The 16,433-nt window shown below is 59.4% G+C and carries 13 protein-coding genes, 2 tRNA genes, 1 pseudogene and 1 other annotated feature; of the genes and pseudogenes, 9 read left to right on the plus strand and 7 right to left on the minus strand.

All coding sequences use genetic code 11. The features are described from left to right. A partial coding sequence (gene tsaA / locus G113_RS12450) for a tRNA (N6-threonylcarbamoyladenosine(37)-N6)-methyltransferase TrmO (protein WP_005902906.1) occupies positions 1-728 on the minus strand: 728 nt, incomplete at its 3' end. A gap of 166 nt (positions 729-894) precedes the next feature. On the opposite strand from tsaA, the gene G113_RS12455 reads away from it, so the two are divergent. Next, positions 895-1,284, plus strand: a complete 390-nt coding sequence (locus G113_RS12455) for an MAPEG family protein (RefSeq protein WP_005902908.1) — start codon at positions 895-897, stop codon at positions 1,282-1,284. A gap of 66 nt (positions 1,285-1,350) precedes the next feature. Here the strand turns inward: G113_RS12455 and rcsF are convergent, their stop codons facing one another. The 3 genes from rcsF to cydD all read right to left on the minus strand — a co-directional run bounded on the left by rcsF (position 1,351) and on the right by cydD (position 5,354). Then, a complete protein-coding gene (gene rcsF, locus G113_RS12460) occupies positions 1,351-1,722 on the minus strand; it encodes an Rcs stress response system protein RcsF (protein ID WP_005902910.1) in 372 nt (123 codons plus the stop codon). Positions 1,723-1,861: 139 nt separating this feature from the next. Next, positions 1,862-3,592, minus strand: a complete 1,731-nt coding sequence (gene cydC, locus G113_RS12465) for a heme ABC transporter ATP-binding protein/permease CydC (protein ID WP_005902913.1) — start codon at positions 3,590-3,592, stop codon at positions 1,862-1,864. Continuing rightward, positions 3,585-5,354, minus strand: coding sequence for a heme ABC transporter permease/ATP-binding protein CydD (gene cydD, locus G113_RS12470; protein ID WP_005902915.1), 1,770 nt, complete (start codon positions 5,352-5,354; stop codon positions 3,585-3,587). The genes cydC and cydD overlap by 8 nt, the downstream gene beginning before the upstream one ends. A gap of 201 nt (positions 5,355-5,555) precedes the next feature. Here cydD and G113_RS12475 point away from each other — a divergent pair. Both G113_RS12475 and G113_RS12480 read left to right on the plus strand, forming a co-directional pair. After that, positions 5,556-5,629, plus strand: a tRNA-Gly gene (locus G113_RS12475). A gap of 95 nt (positions 5,630-5,724) precedes the next feature. Continuing rightward, positions 5,725-5,799: transfer RNA gene (locus tag G113_RS12480), tRNA-Gly, on the plus strand. Positions 5,800-5,977: 178 nt separating this feature from the next. Here the strand turns inward: G113_RS12480 and arcA are convergent. Then, entirely contained in the window at positions 5,978-6,697 is a 720-nt protein-coding gene (gene arcA, locus G113_RS12485) for a two-component system response regulator ArcA (protein WP_005902917.1), read from the minus strand. A gap of 875 nt (positions 6,698-7,572) precedes the next feature. Here arcA and G113_RS12490 point away from each other — a divergent pair. Then, positions 7,573-8,052: a putative 4-hydroxy-4-methyl-2-oxoglutarate aldolase gene (locus tag G113_RS12490; RefSeq protein WP_005902919.1), complete on the plus strand. Its 480-nt coding sequence runs from the start codon at positions 7,573-7,575 to the stop codon at positions 8,050-8,052. Positions 8,053-8,055: 3 nt separating this feature from the next. On the opposite strand, the gene G113_RS12495 is transcribed toward G113_RS12490, so the two are convergent. Then, on the minus strand, positions 8,056-8,538 hold the full coding sequence (locus tag G113_RS12495; RefSeq protein ID WP_005902921.1) for a hypothetical protein: 483 nt from the start codon (positions 8,536-8,538) through the stop codon (positions 8,056-8,058). A gap of 156 nt (positions 8,539-8,694) precedes the next feature. Between G113_RS12495 and G113_RS12500 the strand changes: the two genes are divergently transcribed. Then, positions 8,695-9,090 (plus strand): META domain-containing protein, encoded by a 396-nt coding sequence (locus tag G113_RS12500; protein WP_005902922.1) that lies wholly within the window; start codon positions 8,695-8,697, stop codon positions 9,088-9,090. A 133-nt stretch (positions 9,091-9,223) separates the two neighbouring features. On the opposite strand, the gene aceK is transcribed toward G113_RS12500, so the two are convergent. Beyond that, positions 9,224-10,999 carry a bifunctional isocitrate dehydrogenase kinase/phosphatase gene (gene aceK, locus G113_RS12505; RefSeq protein WP_005902923.1) on the minus strand — a complete coding sequence of 592 codons (1,776 nt, stop codon included), beginning with the start codon at positions 10,997-10,999 and terminating at the stop codon, positions 9,224-9,226. A gap of 156 nt (positions 11,000-11,155) precedes the next feature. Between aceK and G113_RS12510 the strand changes: the two genes are divergently transcribed. From G113_RS12510 to thrC, 4 genes and pseudogenes are all read left to right on the plus strand, one after another. Then, positions 11,156-11,848 carry a tRNA/rRNA methyltransferase gene (locus tag G113_RS12510; protein WP_005902924.1) on the plus strand — a complete coding sequence of 231 codons (693 nt, stop codon included), beginning with the start codon at positions 11,156-11,158 and terminating at the stop codon, positions 11,846-11,848. A gap of 67 nt (positions 11,849-11,915) precedes the next feature. Continuing rightward, positions 11,916-12,050, plus strand: a sequence feature (Thr leader region). 25 nt (positions 12,051-12,075) lie between these two features. Beyond that, positions 12,076-14,536 (plus strand): annotated as a pseudogene (thrA, locus tag G113_RS12515) (bifunctional aspartate kinase/homoserine dehydrogenase I). Positions 14,537-14,538: 2 nt separating this feature from the next. Continuing rightward, positions 14,539-15,540: a homoserine kinase gene (gene thrB / locus G113_RS12520; RefSeq protein ID WP_040319189.1), complete on the plus strand. Its 1,002-nt coding sequence runs from the start codon at positions 14,539-14,541 to the stop codon at positions 15,538-15,540. After that, on the plus strand, positions 15,537-16,433 hold an 897-nt coding region (gene thrC / locus G113_RS12525; protein WP_005902926.1), incomplete at its 3' end, for a threonine synthase. The genes thrB and thrC, both read left to right, overlap by 4 nt.

Raw genomic sequence — 16,433 nt, forward strand, 5'->3', positions numbered from 1 at the left:
GTTGCACAGCTTGAGCGGCAATCAGGCCCGGCGTGATGGCCAGCACCCTGGCAGTCAGGCTCGCTGATGCGAAAGCGCACGTTGAGATCAAACAACCTGACGCCGTACTCCTTCTCGTCCGGCTTGCCTTTCTTGTAAGCGGGACGGGGATCTTGCGCCAGCACCTCGCTCACCAACAGGCGCAGCTCGGGATGATCCTTGAGCCAGGGGTGCAGCTGCTGCTCCGCCTGCGGGCTGAAGCTCACCACAAGGGGCGGGGCGGGAGCATCAGGTGCAAAACCGCCCCTGGCATCGGGCAGGCTGTCGGCATAGGGGATATAGGGTTTGATGTCGACGATAGGAGTACCATCAAGCAGATCGACGGCCCCTAGCTCGAGCCAGATCTTGCCCCGTTCACGCCTGACGCCGAGCAGTTCCACCACGGAGAGACCAAGGGGGTTGGGGCGGAAGGTGGAGCGGGTGGCGAAGACGCCGACGCGCTCGTTACCCCCCAGACGCGGTGGTCGTACCGTCGGGTGCCAGCCCTGGGCCATGGTCTGGTGGAACACGAAACTGAGCCAGAGATGGGAGAACTGCTCTATGCCGCGCAGTACATCAGGCTGATCGTAGGGAGGCAACAACTCGAGCCGTGCGCGGGCAGATTTGACCAGGCCGGGTTGGCGAGGTATGGCGAACTTCTCCTTGTAGGGGGAGTGGATCACCCCCAGGGTATCTATCTCAAATTTCACGCGCTGAGCCCCTGCATGGTGGAAAACCGGGGCAATCTAGCATAATCCGCCGGTAAAGGCATGGATGTGGCCATGGCGCCCAGCCTCGGGCAGCATTGGCGCAAGAATCGGACACAGCTATAGTGCTGACACCGCTTGTCCCCCGACCCTGCTTCGAGGAGTGCCCATGGTCATTGCCCCTTACGCCGCGTTGCTGGCGTGCCTGTTCGTCTATCTGAGCCTGAGAGTGGTACGGCTGCGCCACCGTTTTCAGGTGGCGGTGGGAGATAATCAGGAGCCGCTGCTTGCCCGTGCCATTCGCGCACATGGCAACTTCACCGAGTATGTGCCGCTCTGTCTGCTGCTCATCTTTTGCTTCGACAGCCTTGGTGGCCCCATTCCCCTGATCCATGGCTTTTGTCTATTGCTGTTGCTGGGGCGCACGCTGCATGCCTTTGGCATCAGTCAGCCGAAAGAGAATTTCAAGTTCAGAAGCGGTGGCATGGTGATGACCTTCATTGCCCTGCTGGGATCGGCGCTGGGCATATTGGTGCTGACGCTGATTGACCTGTTTTGAGCACGGTCGCGATCACGGGGAGTGTGAGGGGAGATGCAATCACCCCGGCGAGGCCGGGGTGAGGTGTTACTTCTGTTCGGCCACTTTGAGGGCCTGACCGTAGCAGATGACCTGTTTGAGGCAACCTGGGACATCGCTGTACTCGGCACACTTGTCGATGGTGATGCCATTGCCGCCCATGTCCGCCGCCCGGCGCCGGGCCAGAGTGCGCGCCTCCCCGGCGTTGGGAACGGGCTGATTGGCATCGCTTTGGCAGGATTCGCCCTCGACGGTGCCCAGATAGAGATAGTTCAATGCGGCAAGGTCGGCCTGCTCGTAGATGGTGACGCTGCCCGGTTTGAAGTATTCATCAAAGTTCTCCTTGTCCAGGTTGCTGTTGAAGGCGAAGTTGGCGCAGCCGGAGGCGAGCAGGGGCATCATCAGGATCAGGCGTTTCATATCGGCATCTTGTTGACCAGTGAGGCAAACATTATAGGGGCCAGTCGCCACCGGCGACCAGCCCCTATTTGTCTCTGAGTGGGTGAGCGTTGACGACCCTGGTCGCCAACCTGCTCAGAGGGTCACGGCCTCAGGGCGCTCAGACCGGCGTCAGGCGCCGATGCAGACTCTGGTAGTAGTCGTCTGCCAGCAGCTGGGCGTGGGGGGCGCACAGACGGATCTGGCCCTCCTCCATCAGCGCTATCCTGTCCATCTGCTCCAGGCCAATCAACCGGTGGGAGATGAGCAACATGGCGCGATCGGCGCCCAGTCGCATCAGCAATGCCATGATGTCGCGCTCCGTCTGGCTGTCGAGCCCCTCGGTCGGCTCATCCAGCAACCAGAGTGGCGCGTCATGCAAGAGGGCGCGTGCTATGCCTATCCGGCGCCGCTCACCGCCAGACAGAGGGCGGCCACCGTCGCCCAGCCAGGCATCCAGACCCGCTTCATCCTCAAGCAACGCGCCAAGCCCGACCTGTTGCAGCACCTCGGCCAGCCGCTCGTCATTGGCTGCCGGGGCCGCCAGCTTGAGGTTGTCGCGCAGGGTGGCGGCAAACAGATGCACCCGCTGGCTCACCACTGAGAAGGAAGCGCGCAGCGCCGCTTCGCTGTAATCGGTCAGCGGCTTGCCATCCAGTACTATCTTGCCCGCTTGCGGGTTCCACTCTCGGGTCAGCAAGCCCATCAGGGTTGATTTTCCGCACCCCGTCTGGCCTAGTAGCGCCAGTTTCTCACCCGCCTGCAATTGCAGGGTGCAACCACGCAGCACGGGTTGGGTGTTGCCTGGGTAACCGAAGGAGAGATCGCTTATCTGCAAGGCGCCCCCCTCGGCACGCTCGCGCAGCTCGCCCCACGCCGGGGGCTGGGCATCTTGCAATATCTCGTTGAGGCGGCGGGCCGAGGCCAGACTGGTCGAGAGATGCTGGAAGGCGCCAGCCAGGGGCAGCAAGGCCTCGAAGCTTGCCAAGGTGGCAAATACCATCAGCGCCGTCATGGGCCCCGGCGCCGCACCACCCACCCCATGGCTGGCGAGCCAGAGCATCAGGGTCAGGGTCCAGCCACTGAGCAGCTGGACGCTGGCATTGGCCAGACCGCTCACTCTGGCCATGCGTGCCTGGGCACGGATCAGATCTTGCTCGGCTTGCTGCAGGTCGGACAAGGCGCGGGGGGCGGCGGCAAACATCTGCAACTCAGCCTGACCATCGAGATAATCCACCAGACGGGTACGCAGTTGGGCCTTGCCGGTGATGAGCGCCTGGCCGGGCTTGCGACCGGCGAAGAAGAACACCAGGGGCAGGGCCATCATGCCAAACAGCAAGATGGCGCCGAGGATGAGGGCTAGCCGACTATCGAAGAAGGAGAGGAAGAACACCAGACCGCCGGTGCTTAGCAGGGCAGCCCCAATCGGGGTGATCAGGCGCAGATAGACGTGGTCCATGGCATCGATGTCCGCCACCAGGCGGTTGAGCAGATCCGCCTGGCGAAAGCCTGCCAGGGCACCGGGCGAGAGCGGTGAGAGTTTCTGCCAGAACCAGACTCGCAGCCGGGTCAGCACCCGGAAGGTGGCATCGTGGCTCACTACCCGCTCACCCCAGCGGCCCGCGGTGCGGACGATGGAGAAGAAGCGCACCCCGCCAGCCGGGGTCATGTAGTTGAAGGTATCACGGCTGGCGACGGCCATGCCCGCCACCGCGGCGGCGGAGAGGAACCAGCCGGAGAGCGACAGCAGGCCGATGCCGGCGGCCAGTGTCACCAGTGCCAGCAGCAGACCGACACTCAGGCTCAGCCAGTGCTGGCGGTAGAGCCGCAGAAACGGCAGTAGATCAGTCATCGAGAGAATTCCCCGCACGTTGGGACAAGAGGCTGGCGAAAGGCCCCTGGCCCTCACTTAGTTGCCGATAGTGGCCCTGTTCGACCAGCTGGCCCTTGGCCAGCACCAGGATCTGATCCATTTCACTCAATTGATCGAGCCTGTGGGTGATCATCAACAGGGTCTGATCCACCGTGGCTTTTTCCAGGCTCGCCATGATGGCGTGCTCCGAGAGCCTGTCCAGGCTAGCGGTGGGTTCATCCAGGATCATCAATTGAGTCGATTTGAGCAGGGTGCGGGCCAGGGCCAGGCGCTGGGCCTGGCCGACTGAGAGGCCGCCCGCCTGATCGCCAAGGGGATAATCCATCCCCTTCTCCATGGCGAACTCCCACGCCTGTGCCTCCTTGAGTGCCTCGCTCAGCTCGATATCGCTGGCATCAGGCTTGGCCAACAGCAGGTTGTCGCGCAAGGAGGCATGAAACAGCTGCGGGTTTTGAGAGAGCCAGCCGAGGTGCTGTCGCCACTGACTCATGTCGAGGCTGGCCAGCTCCTGGCCATCGACTTTCAGCTCCCCACGATAGGGCGCAAAGCCGAGCAGTGCATTGACCAGCGAACTCTTGCCTGCGCCACTGATGCCTACCAGGGCGGTGCGTGAACCGGGTGCCAGGGTGAAATCGATGGGGCCGACCAGTACCTTGCCTTCGGCGCTCAATACCTCCAATGCACGGGCCTCGACCCGGATCGGCTGGGTTGCCGTGAATGCCTGATCACCGCTGGCGGGTTCAGCCACCTCGGCTTCCAGAAACTCCAGCAGCTGCTCGGCGGCACCAATGGCCTGAGCTTTGGCGTGATAGTGAGCACCCAGTTCGCGCAGGGGGGCATAGAACTCGGGAGCCAGGAAGAGCACGAACAGACCGGTAAACAGCGTCACCTTGGCGCCGTAATTGCCGAAGTTGAGGTGATCGATATAAGAGAAACCAAAGTAGACGGCGACCAGGGCGACCGAGAGGGCGGCGAAGAACTCCAGCACGGCGGTACTGAGGAAAGCCAGACGCAGCACCTCCATGGTCCTGATCCGAAAATCCTCAGATGCCTCTTCTATCTCCTTTCCTTCGGCCTGGGTACGCATGAAGAGTTGCAGGGTACGCAGTCCCTTGAGCCGATCGAGGAAGTGACCCGAGAGGCGGGCCAGGGAGTGGAAGTTGCGGCGATTGGCATCGGCGGCACCGACCCCGACCAGGATCATGAACAGGGGAATGAGCGGCGCCGTACCGAGCAAAATGATGCCTGCGGCCCAGTTGATCGGAAAGACCGCCACCAAAATCACGATGGGGATGAAAACGGCGATGGCCATCTGCGGCAGATAGCGGGAGAAGAACTCCTGCATATTTTCGATCTGCTCGAGCAGCAGGCTGGCCCAGCTCCCCGCCGGACGACGCTGTATATAAGCAGGGCCAAGGCGACTGAGCCGCGTCAGTACCAGGTTACGTATGGTCTGGCGGACCGCGGCGCCAGCCTTGAAGCTGGTCACCTCGCGGCCATAGGCGAGCAGTGCCTTGCCGAGGGTGACGGCGAGCAGGCTGATAAACAGGGGGATCTGCTGCTCGGGCAGGGTGCCCGCTATGATGAAACCGTGCAGCAGGGTGGCCAGCAGCCAGGCTTGGGCGACCATCAGGACGCCCTGACCCATGCCGAACACTATGGAGAGACCGATCCAGCGCCGGCCGTGACTCGACTGCATGCGCAACCAGCCATAAAGATGTTTTTGGGTATTCTTGTCCATCACCAGCTTCCTCATTTCGAGTGGCGCAAGACTATCCTCGCCCCCAGGCAATGGCAACCTTGTAAATACCATGGCATGAAGCAGAGCGGTTGAAAATGCGGCTCCCTGTTCATTACTTGGTCGAACAGTTTGATTTGCTGTAAAAAATCGAAAGGGTGCCATTGCGCTTGGCGGCAAAATGCATATAGTAGAGCCCCTGACGCGGGTGTAGTTCAATGGTAGAACGGTAGCTTCCCAAGCTGCATACGTGGGTTCGATTCCCATCACCCGCTCCATATTCTGATATCAAGCAGCTTGATTAACCCCAGGGTGACAAATTGCTTGAATAGGTGGGCTGGATTATGTTGCCCACTGCAATTTCTGATGCCAAGCGGGCATCGTATAATGGCTATTACCTCAGCCTTCCAAGCTGATGATGCGGGTTCGATTCCCGCTGCCCGCTCCAGCTTCACAGCAAAAAGCCCACTCGCGAGAGTGGGCTTTTTGCTTATGTTGTTTTATTAGCTCGCCCATGACGCTTCCCTTATCGCTACGCGCCCATCAGGCAAAGTGCTGCCAGTGCTTGGTGCGGTCAGCAAAAAGGCGCCTTGAGGGCGCCTTTGATATGGTGGGGTAGGACTCGTTTATTCTTGCTCGAGCTCGCCGCAGAAGCGATAGCCTTCGCCATGGATAGTGGCGATGATCTCGGGGGTGTCACCCACGCTCTCGAAATGCTTGCGAATGCGACGAATGGTCACGTCCACGGTGCGGTCATGGGGTTTGAGCTCACGGCCTGTCATCTTCTTGAGCAGCTCGGCACGGGTCTGGATCTGGCCCGGGTTCTCACAGAAATGCAGCATGGCACGAAACTCTGAGCGCGGCAGCTTGAACATGTCGCCGGTCGGGCTGACCAGAGCACGGCTGTTGATGTCCAGTGCCCAGCCGTTGAACAGGTAACGTTCGACCTGCTTCTTATCCTCGCCACCGGGCAGCACATTCATGGTGCGGCTCAGCAGGTTGCGAGCGCGTATGGTCAGCTCACGGGGATTGAACGGTTTGGTGATGTAATCGTCGGCGCCTATCTCCAGGCCCAGGATCTTGTCTACTTCATTATCCCGACCGGTCAGGAACATCAGGGCGATGTTGTCATCTTCACGCAGTTCGCGCGCCAGCAGCAGGCCATTTTTGCCCGGCAGGTTGATGTCCATGATCACCAGATTGATGGTGTGGTTGGTCAGAGCCTGGTGCATCTCGTCACCATTGTTCGCTTCCAGCACTATATAGCCTTCGGCTTCGAAGATGCTCTTGAGGGTATTGCGGGTAACCAGCTCGTCTTCGACGATCAGAATGTGTGGTGTTTGCATGAGTTTTCCCAGATTCTTATCAGTTAATTAGCTAAATTTTAACACTTTTGGCGTTACCCGACCCATCAAGGACGTATCCTGAAAATTTATTACATCATCCAGGGTATGAACTCAGGATCGAGTCATCGCGAATTTGGTATCAATGCTGGCCAACATCCCTGCGCCATATGAAGGCTCTCGACCCTGACGGGGGAGAGGAGCCGGAAAGGTAGTCCATTACGAAAGTTGCCGCATTTTATCAGTTAACAGGCGCATAACAACAGTCTTTGCTGTCAGATAGCAACTTTTTAACTCTGTATTGATATAGGTCAAACCCTGAACTGGCAGCATAATAGTGGGGCCAGGCCCCTTTTTAGCCACTTATTAATGTAATTAAATGTAACATGTGATTGACATGGTTTTGTGGGAAAACTACAAAATTTTCGTGTGCTTGCCCCCTCGATCCTCTCCGCGTCATCCAGTTATGCCAGGTCAAACGTCAGTCATCCCGCCAACTGCGCTGCATGAAATCGGCATAACCCAGGCTGTGCCTCGAAGATGAGGATGCACATTTTCGCGTTGTCCCTGACTCGCATTACATAAGCAATCGATGAGGTCGTTCTGCCCCAGACATCAATCCAGACACAGCGTTCTCATTTTTTTAGCCATCAACCTTTCCTCCGCTGTCAGCATTCTCTTCATCGGGTCGAGCAAGGTCATCTCAGAGGATTGACCAGGTGACCCAAGATGCAGCTATGGAGCCATGCGTCACGCAGTGTTGCGGGTGCTTGAAGCACCTCTTGAGGACGGCGGGAAGGATGGACTCATTATGGATTGTCAGCGCCTTGTGTTGATGAAAGAATGAGCGGCATCATATCCAAGGAGAGGAGTGAATCATGCTGGATCTTTTGCCGGATCTTTGCGACCTGCACGGTGACAGCCTGCAAGTTGCCGACCCCCTGTTTCGACACTTTGGCGCCAATGCCATCTTCTATGGTGAGGCGGTGACCCTCTCCTGTTTTGAAGACAACAGCTTGGTGCGGGATCTGGTGGCGCGTCCAGGCCATGGCCGGGTCATGGTGGTCGATGGTGGTGGGTCTGTGCGCCGAGCATTGTTGGGGGATCAGCTTGCCATCCAGGCGGTCGAGTCAGGGTGGGCCGGTTTCATCATCAATGGGGCTGTGCGCGATGTGGGTACGCTCAATACGCTGGCACTTGGCGTCAAGGCGCTGGCGGCCTGTCCCGTCAAGACGCAAAAGTTGGGGGCCGGGGAGGAGGGCGCCGTGCTGAACTTTGCCGGAGTGACCATAGCGCCGGGGGATTTCGTCTATGCAGATCTCAATGGCATAGCAATCAGTGCCAGTCGGCTCATCTGAGCATCAGAAGTGGAAACCCATGCCGATGCTCAATGACTGCTCTGCCGTGAGCGGGCTGATGCCAAAGTTAGCGGTCAGTGCCAGTTGAGGAGCCAGTAACAGTCGACTATTGAGCTCGACATGAGTCGTCGCATAGCCAATCTCCAGTTGGCTTAACTGGCTGCCAATGTTGAGGGCCGGGGTGAGTTGGTAGCGTAGCCCTGAGGCCAGGTTGTAGCCCGCCTGTGCGGATTGGCCAGAGCCCGCGGGGCCCCCTTCCATGAAGAGGGCAACATCATCCATGATGTTGTACTGATAGCCGGTATTGATGAGCCAAGTGTCGAAAGGGTCGGTTCGGCCATCTCCCCGGCTGTCCTGCAAGACGCCTGAATAGCTTCTCAGATAGAGCTCCCCTTCGCCGGGATCCTGTTCGAGGAAGTCCCAGTCGGCGGCGATACAGTTGAGGCTACAGGCAGATAACAGCAGACAGATGAGTGAGTTAGCCATTCATTTCCCCTCCATGGGTCCCGAATAGGATCACAAGCATGGCACATGCTTGCATGCTGTAAAGGGACTCATTTAAATTTCCAAGGCTTTGCTTCGCTGACTCATCGTGGTACACAGGGCCGTTCATTTTACTGCATATGACCGAGAGGGGATCCCATGAACAAGAATCTGATGCTGTTGGCCACCCTGGCCTTGGGAGGCTGTGCCATGACATCCGGCTCCAACATGACTCAACTGGAGGCCAATACCTGGCAGTTGCAAGGGGCGAGCGCGGATGCCTTTACCTTGCAGGTCGCCGAGGGCAAGGTGGCAGGCAAAGGGGGCTGCAACCGTTACTTTGGTGGCATTACCAAGCTGGATGAAAAGACGCTGACTCTGGCTGGCCTGGGGTCAACCCGCATGGCGTGCATGGGGGATCTCATGGCCAAAGAGGGTGACTATCTGCATAAGCTGACCCAGGTCGCGAGCTATCAGGTGAGTGGCAGTCAGCTGGTATTGAAAGATGCCAGTCAGGCAACCTTGCTCACGTTCGACGCCAAGTTGGCCGAGTAAACGGCCATGGCTGGTCAGAGGTTGTCGCGTCTGATCCATGGCCGGTCTTGCCAACCTACCGGACAGGGAACTGACTCAATGGAGAGGGGCGCCGCGGCGCCCTTCTCCTTTTCCAGTCGAATGCATTCAGCGCTTATGGCGCACTAGTCCCATCAGGGGAGAGCTGCTTGGCGTCATGGCCACGTTCTCCCTGCTGATAGCGAAAGCGCTTCTTGCGTCTATAGGGGTAGACATCCTCGAAGCTGCCTCCCTGGATATTGGCCTGCAACCCTTGCCAGTAGCTGGCATCGAACAGTTCACTGTGCACTTGCATCATGATCTCCCGCACCTGGCGCTTTTGCAGCAAGAAGGTGGCGAACTCTTCGGGGAAGATATCGTTGGGGGCCACCGAATACCAGGGCTCGGCGCTCAACTCATCTTCCGGGTAGCGTGGTGGCGGGATCTGGCGAAAGTTGCACTCCGTCATATAGCAAATCTCGTCATAGTCGTAGAACACCACCCGGCCATGGCGAGTCACCCCGAAATTCTTGAACAACATGTCACCGGGGAAGATGTTGGCCGCCGCCAGCTGCTTGATGGCGTTGCCATACTCTTCCAGCGCCAGCCTGGTCTGCTGCTCGTCCGCGTTATCCAGATAGAGGTTGAGCGGGATCATCTTGCGCTCTGTATAGAGGTGTTTTATCACCAGCTTGTCCGAGGTCAGGGTCAGTGCCGAGGGGGCGACCCGTTGCAGCTCGTCCAACAGTTCGGGGGAGATCCTCTCCAGGGGAAACTCGAAGTTGGTGAACTCCTGGGTATCGGCCATGCGCCCCACCCTGTCGTGCTGCTTGACCAGCCGGTATTTTGCCTTGACCTGCTCGTGGCTCACGTCTTTTGGGGGCGTGAACTCATCTTTGATCACCTTGAACACCACATCGTAGGAGGGGAGGGTGAACACGCTCATCACCATGCCCTTGATACCGGGGGCGATAACGAGCTGATCCCGGCTCATGGCCATGTGGTGGCGATAGTGACGGTAGAACTCCGTCTTGCCGTGCTTCTGGCAGCCGATGGCGTTGTAGAGCTCGTAGTCGGGCTTGTGGGGCAGAATTTGCCGCAAGAAGGCAACGATGAGCGCAGGCTCGGGGGCATAGACCATGAAATAGGCACGGGCGAAGCCAAACACGATGGAGGCGAGCTCGGGCTCGAAGATGAGGGTATCTACATAGATGCTCTGCCCCGTGCTCAGCAGCGGCAGGATGAAGGGATAGACCCGCTCCTGGCTGCGGGCAAGTCCCACCAGATAGGCGCCCTTGTTGCGGTAGAAGACCTCGCGCAGCAGTTCCAGGGTGAAGGGGGATGCACGCAGTGCCGCCGGGCCGCTCTCGGTCAGGTGGCGGCAAATATGCGCAATGTCGCGCTCCTTATCCTCATAGGGCAAGGTAAAGGGGTAGTCGGCAAACAGTTGACGCAAGGTCTGGGGCAAGTCTGCCTGGCTGCTGGGATAAATGCGCAGTTGGGCCGACAAGTCCGGATGCTCACCCCGGCTGCGGAAGGGGTGTATATAGAGGTTCTCGTCGCGGATGTTGCGATGACGGAAGATGCGCCGGTAGACAGAGTTGAAGAAAGACTCGGCTACCTCGAAGTTGGCACAGCCCGGCAGCAGATCGCTAAAGGCGCTCTTGACGCGCTTGAGCAAGTCCTGGGTCGCAACCTGCTCCCCCATCATGGTACGGATGAGCGCCGTGGTCGCACCCACATGATGGTCGTATAGGCGGATCCGCTCACGTCCGGCCAGCTGCACACCGAGCCAGTCGCCATGCTCGAAGCGACTCTTGCTGCCTTGGGTGATCTCGAGAAAACGGCTGTAAAATGACTCGAATCGCTGCAAAATAGTCTCTGCAACTGCCTGTCCCAGTGCCTTGTCCATCGCCACCTTCCTTGTGGTTATCGTGCTTCTGCTGGCTATTATTTCGCCGACATTTCTGGCCACTATGGCAACATTCAAACATCTGTTCAAGTGGCATTTTGCGGGGATTAACGGTAGATTTCGCCCCTTTGCAGCCCTGCCCGCGAGGAATTATCCATGAAGCTCTATTTTGTCCTGATGGCGCCTGCCCGCCCACAGAATGTCGGGGCCGCCGCTCGCGCCATGAAGACCATGGGGTTTGACGCCATGCGGGTCGTGGCGAGTCAGGTTCATCAAGAGGATGAGGCAAGCTGGGTAGCCCATGGGGCTCAGGAGATTCTGGCCAATGCCGAGGCGTTCGATACCTTGCCTGAAGCCCTGGCCGATATGGATCTGGTGATAGCGACAACGGCCCGTCAGCGTGGTCGCTATCAGTACTATCTCACGCCCGGGGAGATCCGCAGTCAGATCCGCGCCAAGCCATCACTGAACAAGGTCGCCATCCTGTTTGGCTGCGAGGAGTCTGGTCTATCCAACGAACAACTGGCCCATGCCGACTTGCTCAGCTATCTACCCCTCAAGGTGAGCTACCCCTCGTTGAACCTGGGTCAGGCGATCATGCTGTATGCCTATGAGCTGAGTCCTTTACTCGATGAAGCGGCCCCCGTAGACGAAAATTCGGACAACAGCGGGCAGGTTCGAGTGCTAAAACAAAAAACAGCAGAAATTCTTGTCGAAGTCGGGGTTTCGCAGGATGAAAAGCTGCATCAGTGGGTAATGGACCGAGTACCTATGCTGCCACAACGGGATCTGAATATGCTGCATCTGCTCTGTAAAGACCTGATGAGGCGGCTTGGCAAGCTGCTTTGAGTTGACAGCGTCCGCTGTGCAGGGTATTGCTAGAGGCCAGTCTCGTAGCAGAGTGTTCGTCATGCAGTTAATCATCAACGTCATCACCACTACCATTATTACCGGTACCACCACAGGTGGCACTGGGGCCGGTTGATGCGCTGACGAACAAGCACAGAAATCAGAAAAAGGCCCGTACCCACCCAGTACGGGCCTTTTTGTTGCGCAGTTTACAGGGAGAGAAAGCGATGAGAGTGTTGAAGTTTGGCGGGTCATCACTGGCCGATGCAGAGCGTTTTTTACGGGTAGCCGATATCGCGGTTAATACCCATGGTCAGTCCCAGGTTGCTCTGGTGTTGTCAGCGCCAGCCAAGGTGACTAATCACCTGGTGGCGTTGGTAGAACAGACCAGCCGTGGCATGGATGCCAGCCCCACCCTGTTTGAGATCAACGGTATCTTCTCCCGCCTGCTGGCGGGCCTCAAGGCCGCCTATCCGGCCCTGGATGAGAAAGCATTGCAGACCCGGCTCACCAAAGAGCTGGATCAAGTCGAGCGGTTGATGCAGGGCATCCGCCTGCTGGGTCAGTGCCCGGACAATGTCCAGGCCCACATCCTGAGCCGGGGGGAGAATCTCTCCATCGCCTTCATGCATGAGCTGCTGCGGGTACGCGGACTCGAGTTGGACGTGATCGTGCCTGAGCAGCTGCTGGTGACCGATGGCGGCCATCTTGAGGCCCATGTCGACATCGAAGCCTCGCGGGTGCGTTTTGCCGCCAAGGGGCTTCGTTCGGATTGCCTCTACCTGATGCCGGGTTTCACCGGTGGCAGCGACAAGGGTGAAACCGTACTGCTGGGCCGCAACGGTTCCGATTACTCGGCAGCCGTGCTGGCCGCCTGCGTGGACGCCGAGTGCTGCGAGATCTGGACAGACGTGGAAGGCTGTTACAACTGCGACCCGCGCCTGGTGCCGGATGCCTATCTGCTGAAAAACCCTCTCCTATAAAGAGGCGATGGAGCTCTCCTATTTCGGCGCCAAGGTGCTGCACCCGAAAACCATCGCCCCCGTGGCCCAGTTCCATATTCCCTGCCTCATCAAGAACAGCTTCAACCCGCAAGGGCCCGGCACCCTGATCGGTGCCGAGCAGGGGGATGATGACCTGAAAGTGAAGGCCATCTCCGACTTGTCCGGCATGTGCATGGTCAACGTCTCCGGCCCCGGCATGAAGGGCATGGTCGGCATGGCTGGCCGCATCTTCTCCGCCGTCTCCCGCGCCGGGGTCAGCATAGTGCTCATCACCCAGTCATCAAGCGAGTACAGCGTCAGCTTCTGTATCCACAGTTACGATCTGGACAAGACCCGCAAGGTGCTGGAGCGTGAATTCGAGCTGGAGTTCAAGAATCAGCTGCTTGAGCCGCTGGAGATAGTGCGCGATCTGGCCATCATCTCGCTGATCGGTGACGGCATGCGCACCAGCAAGGGCATGGCGGCCCGCTTCTTCACCTCCCTGGCGCAGGCTTCCATCAATATCGTCGCCATCGCGCAAGGATCGAGCGAGCGCTCCATCTCGGCGGTGGTGCGGGATCGCAAGGTGGCGGAAGCCATCAAGGCGTGTCATCAGAACTTCTTCGGTAGCCAGCAGTTCATCGACTTGTTCGTGGTCGGCATCGGCGGCGTCGGCGCGGCCCTGGTCGATCAGATTGCCCGCCAGCAACCTGTGCTCGCCGAGCAGGGCACTGGCCTGCGGGTGGTGGGCATCGCCAACAGCCGCCAGATGGCGGTCAACAAGGATGGCCTGGCGCTGGCCAACTGGCGTGAACAGCTGGTGGAAGCCCGTGACAGTTTCAGCCTGGAGGCGGTGAAAAAACTGGTGGAAGAGAGCCACCTCATCAACCCCGTGATCGTCGATTGCACCTCAAGCGAGGCCATCGCCGTCCAGTATGCCGACTTCCTGGCCGCCGGTTTCCACGTGGTAACCCCGAACAAGAAGGCCAATACAGGGTCGCTGGATTACTACAAGGCGCTGCGCCGCACCGCCCGCCAGACTCGTCGCAAGTTCCTGTACGAGACCAACGTGGGCGCCGGTCTGCCGGTCATCGAGAACCTGCAAAACCTCATCAAGGCCGGTGACAAGCTGCGCGCCTTCGACGGCGTCCTGTCCGGGTCGCTCTCCTTCATCTTCGGCAAGCTGGATGAGGGCATGAGTTTTAGCGAGGCCACCAAGATAGCGCGCGGCAACGGCTTCACCGAGCCGGATCCCCGCGATGACCTCAATGGCATGGACGTGGCTCGCAAGTTGCTCATTCTGGCCCGTGAGGCCGGCATGGCATTGGAGCTGTCCGATGTCGATGTCGAGCAGGCCCTGCCGCCCGGCTTTGATGTCAGCGGCGATGTGGAGTCCTTCATGGCCCGCCTGCCCGAGGCCGATGCCTGGTTCCGCGATCAGTTCGAGAGTGCACAGCAGCAGGGTAAAGTGCTGCGCTATGTCGGCTCCATCGAAGAGGGCCAGTGCAAGGTTGCCATCAAGGCGGTCGGCGCCGATGAGCCGCTGTTCAAGGTGAAAGACGGGGAAAACGCCCTGGCCTTCTTCTCCACCTATTACCAGCCCATCCCGCTGGTGCTGCGCGGCTATGGCGCCGGTACCGAAGTGACTGCCGCCGGTGTCTTCGCCGATGTGTTGCGCACCCAGAACTGGAAGCAGGAGCTATAAGCATGAGTTCAGATATGAACCCCTATTTGGAAAATAAAGAAAGTGTGGTGGCCTATGCGCCAGCCTCCAGTGCCAACCTGAGTGTGGGATTCGATGTCCTGGGGGCGGCGCTCGCCCCCGTGGATGGCTCCCTCTTGGGGGACAGGGTGCAGGTCAAGGCAGCGCCAGCAACCGCAGAATCCTTCGCCCTCTCCAGTGTGGGCCGCTATGCCCACAAGCTGCCCGACGATCCGAAAAAGAACATCCTTTATGACTGCTGGCTCGCCTATGGCGAAGCGTTGGCCAAGATAGGCCGTGAGATGCAGCCGCTGGAGATGGTGTTGGAGAAGAACCTGCCGGTCGGCTCGGGTCTGGGATCCAGCGCCTGCAGCGTGGTGGCGGCGCTCGAGGGGCTCAATGCCTTCCACGGCGCACCGCTCGATGAACACGCCATGCTGCTGTTGATGGGCGAGATGGAAGGGCGCATCTCCGGCTCGGTTCACTATGACAACGTGGCGCCCTGCTACCTTGGTGGCCTGCAACTTGTGCTGGAGGAAGGGGGCGTTATCAGCCAGGGCATTCCGGTGTTCGAGCAGTGGTACTGGGTGGTCTGCTACCCGGGCACAGTGGTCTCGACCGCCGCTGCCCGCGCCATACTGCCGGCCCAATATCGCCGTCAGGATTGCCTCACCTACGGTCGTCGCCTGGCCGCCTTCGTGCACGCCAGCTACACAGGGCAAGAAGGGTTGGCGGCGAGCGTGCTCAAAGACGTGATTGCCGAACCCTACCGCGCGGCACTGATCGAAGGCTTTAACGAGGTGCGGGCCCAGGCGGCCCAGAACGGGGCCTTGGCCACCGGCATCTCCGGCTCGGGCCCCAGCGTCTTCGTGGTGATGAAGGATCTGGCCCAGGCCGAGCGCATGAAGGATTGGATGGACGCACATTTTGTGCAGAACGAAGATGGATTTGCCCGGGTCTGCAAACTAGACATGGCCGGGGCACGGGTAACAGGAAGCGAGCTATGAATCTTTACAATATCAAGGACAAGAGTGAACAGGTCAGCTTCGCGCAGGCCGTGCGTCAGGGGCTGGGTCGCGAGCAGGGGCTCTTCTTCCCCGAAGTGATTGCGCCGCTGGCCGATGTGGATGCCCTGCTGGACTTGCCGCTGGCCGAACGTTCTGCCCACATCATCAGCCACCTGCTGGGGGACGAAGTGCCCTTGCCTAAGGTAAGCGAGCTTATCGACGCCGCCTTCACCTTCCCGGCGCCCCTGGTGAAGCTCAAAGACGGTACCTATGCCCTGGAGCTGTTCCACGGCCCGACCCTGGCGTTCAAGGACTTCGGTGGCCGCTTTATGGCCCAGTGTCTGGCGACCTTCCGCACCAACGACAAGATCACCATACTCACCGCCACCTCCGGCGACACCGGCGCCGCCGTGGCCCACGCCTTCTATGGCCTGGAGGGGATTGAGGTGGTCATTCTCTATCCCAAGGGCAAGATCAGCCCCTTGCAGGAGGCGCTGTTCTGCACCCTCGGCGGCAACATCCGCACCATCGCCATCGACGGCGACTTCGACGCCTGTCAGGCGCTGGTCAAGGATGCCTTCGATGATGAAGGGCTCAAGACCGCCATAGGCCTGAACTCCGCCAATTCCATCAACATCAGCCGCCTGCTGGCCCAGGTCTGCTACTACTTCGAGGCGCTGGCCCAGCTGCCAAAATCCGAGCGCCATAACGCGGTGATCAGCGTGCCGTCCGGCAACTTTGGCAACCTCACCGCGGGTCTCATCGCCAAGGCGCTGGGGCTGCCGGTCAAGCGCTTTATCGCCGCCACCAACGCCAACGATACTGTGCCGCGCTACCTCAAAACCGGCAGTTGGGAGCCGCACCAGACGGTCGCGACCCTCTCCAACGCCATG

The sequence above is a fragment of the Aeromonas molluscorum 848 genome (genome assembly GCF_000388115.1).
GTDB classification, from domain to species: Bacteria; Pseudomonadota; Gammaproteobacteria; order Enterobacterales; family Aeromonadaceae; genus Aeromonas; species Aeromonas molluscorum.

What these genes read in the sequence shown, in the direction of transcription:
- G113_RS12490 (WP_005902919.1), top strand. Translation starts at nt 7,573, where the DNA reads ATGCTGGATCTTTTGCCGGATCTTTGCGACCTGCACGGTGACAGCCTG.
- aceK (WP_005902923.1), bottom strand. Translation starts at nt 10,999, where the DNA reads ATGGACAAGGCACTGGGACAGGCAGTTGCAGAGACTATTTTGCAGCGA.
- cydC (WP_005902913.1), bottom strand. Translation starts at nt 3,592, where the DNA reads ATGACTGATCTACTGCCGTTTCTGCGGCTCTACCGCCAGCACTGGCTG.
- G113_RS12500 (WP_005902922.1), top strand. Translation starts at nt 8,695, where the DNA reads ATGAACAAGAATCTGATGCTGTTGGCCACCCTGGCCTTGGGAGGCTGT.
- thrB (WP_040319189.1), top strand. Translation starts at nt 14,539, where the DNA reads ATGAGTTCAGATATGAACCCCTATTTGGAAAATAAAGAAAGTGTGGTG.
- G113_RS12455 (WP_005902908.1), top strand. Translation starts at nt 895, where the DNA reads ATGGTCATTGCCCCTTACGCCGCGTTGCTGGCGTGCCTGTTCGTCTAT.
- cydD (WP_005902915.1), bottom strand. Translation starts at nt 5,354, where the DNA reads ATGGACAAGAATACCCAAAAACATCTTTATGGCTGGTTGCGCATGCAG.
- arcA (WP_005902917.1), bottom strand. Translation starts at nt 6,697, where the DNA reads ATGCAAACACCACACATTCTGATCGTCGAAGACGAGCTGGTTACCCGC.
- rcsF (WP_005902910.1), bottom strand. Translation starts at nt 1,722, where the DNA reads ATGAAACGCCTGATCCTGATGATGCCCCTGCTCGCCTCCGGCTGCGCC.
- G113_RS12495 (WP_005902921.1), bottom strand. Translation starts at nt 8,538, where the DNA reads ATGGCTAACTCACTCATCTGTCTGCTGTTATCTGCCTGTAGCCTCAAC.
- G113_RS12510 (WP_005902924.1), top strand. Translation starts at nt 11,156, where the DNA reads ATGAAGCTCTATTTTGTCCTGATGGCGCCTGCCCGCCCACAGAATGTC.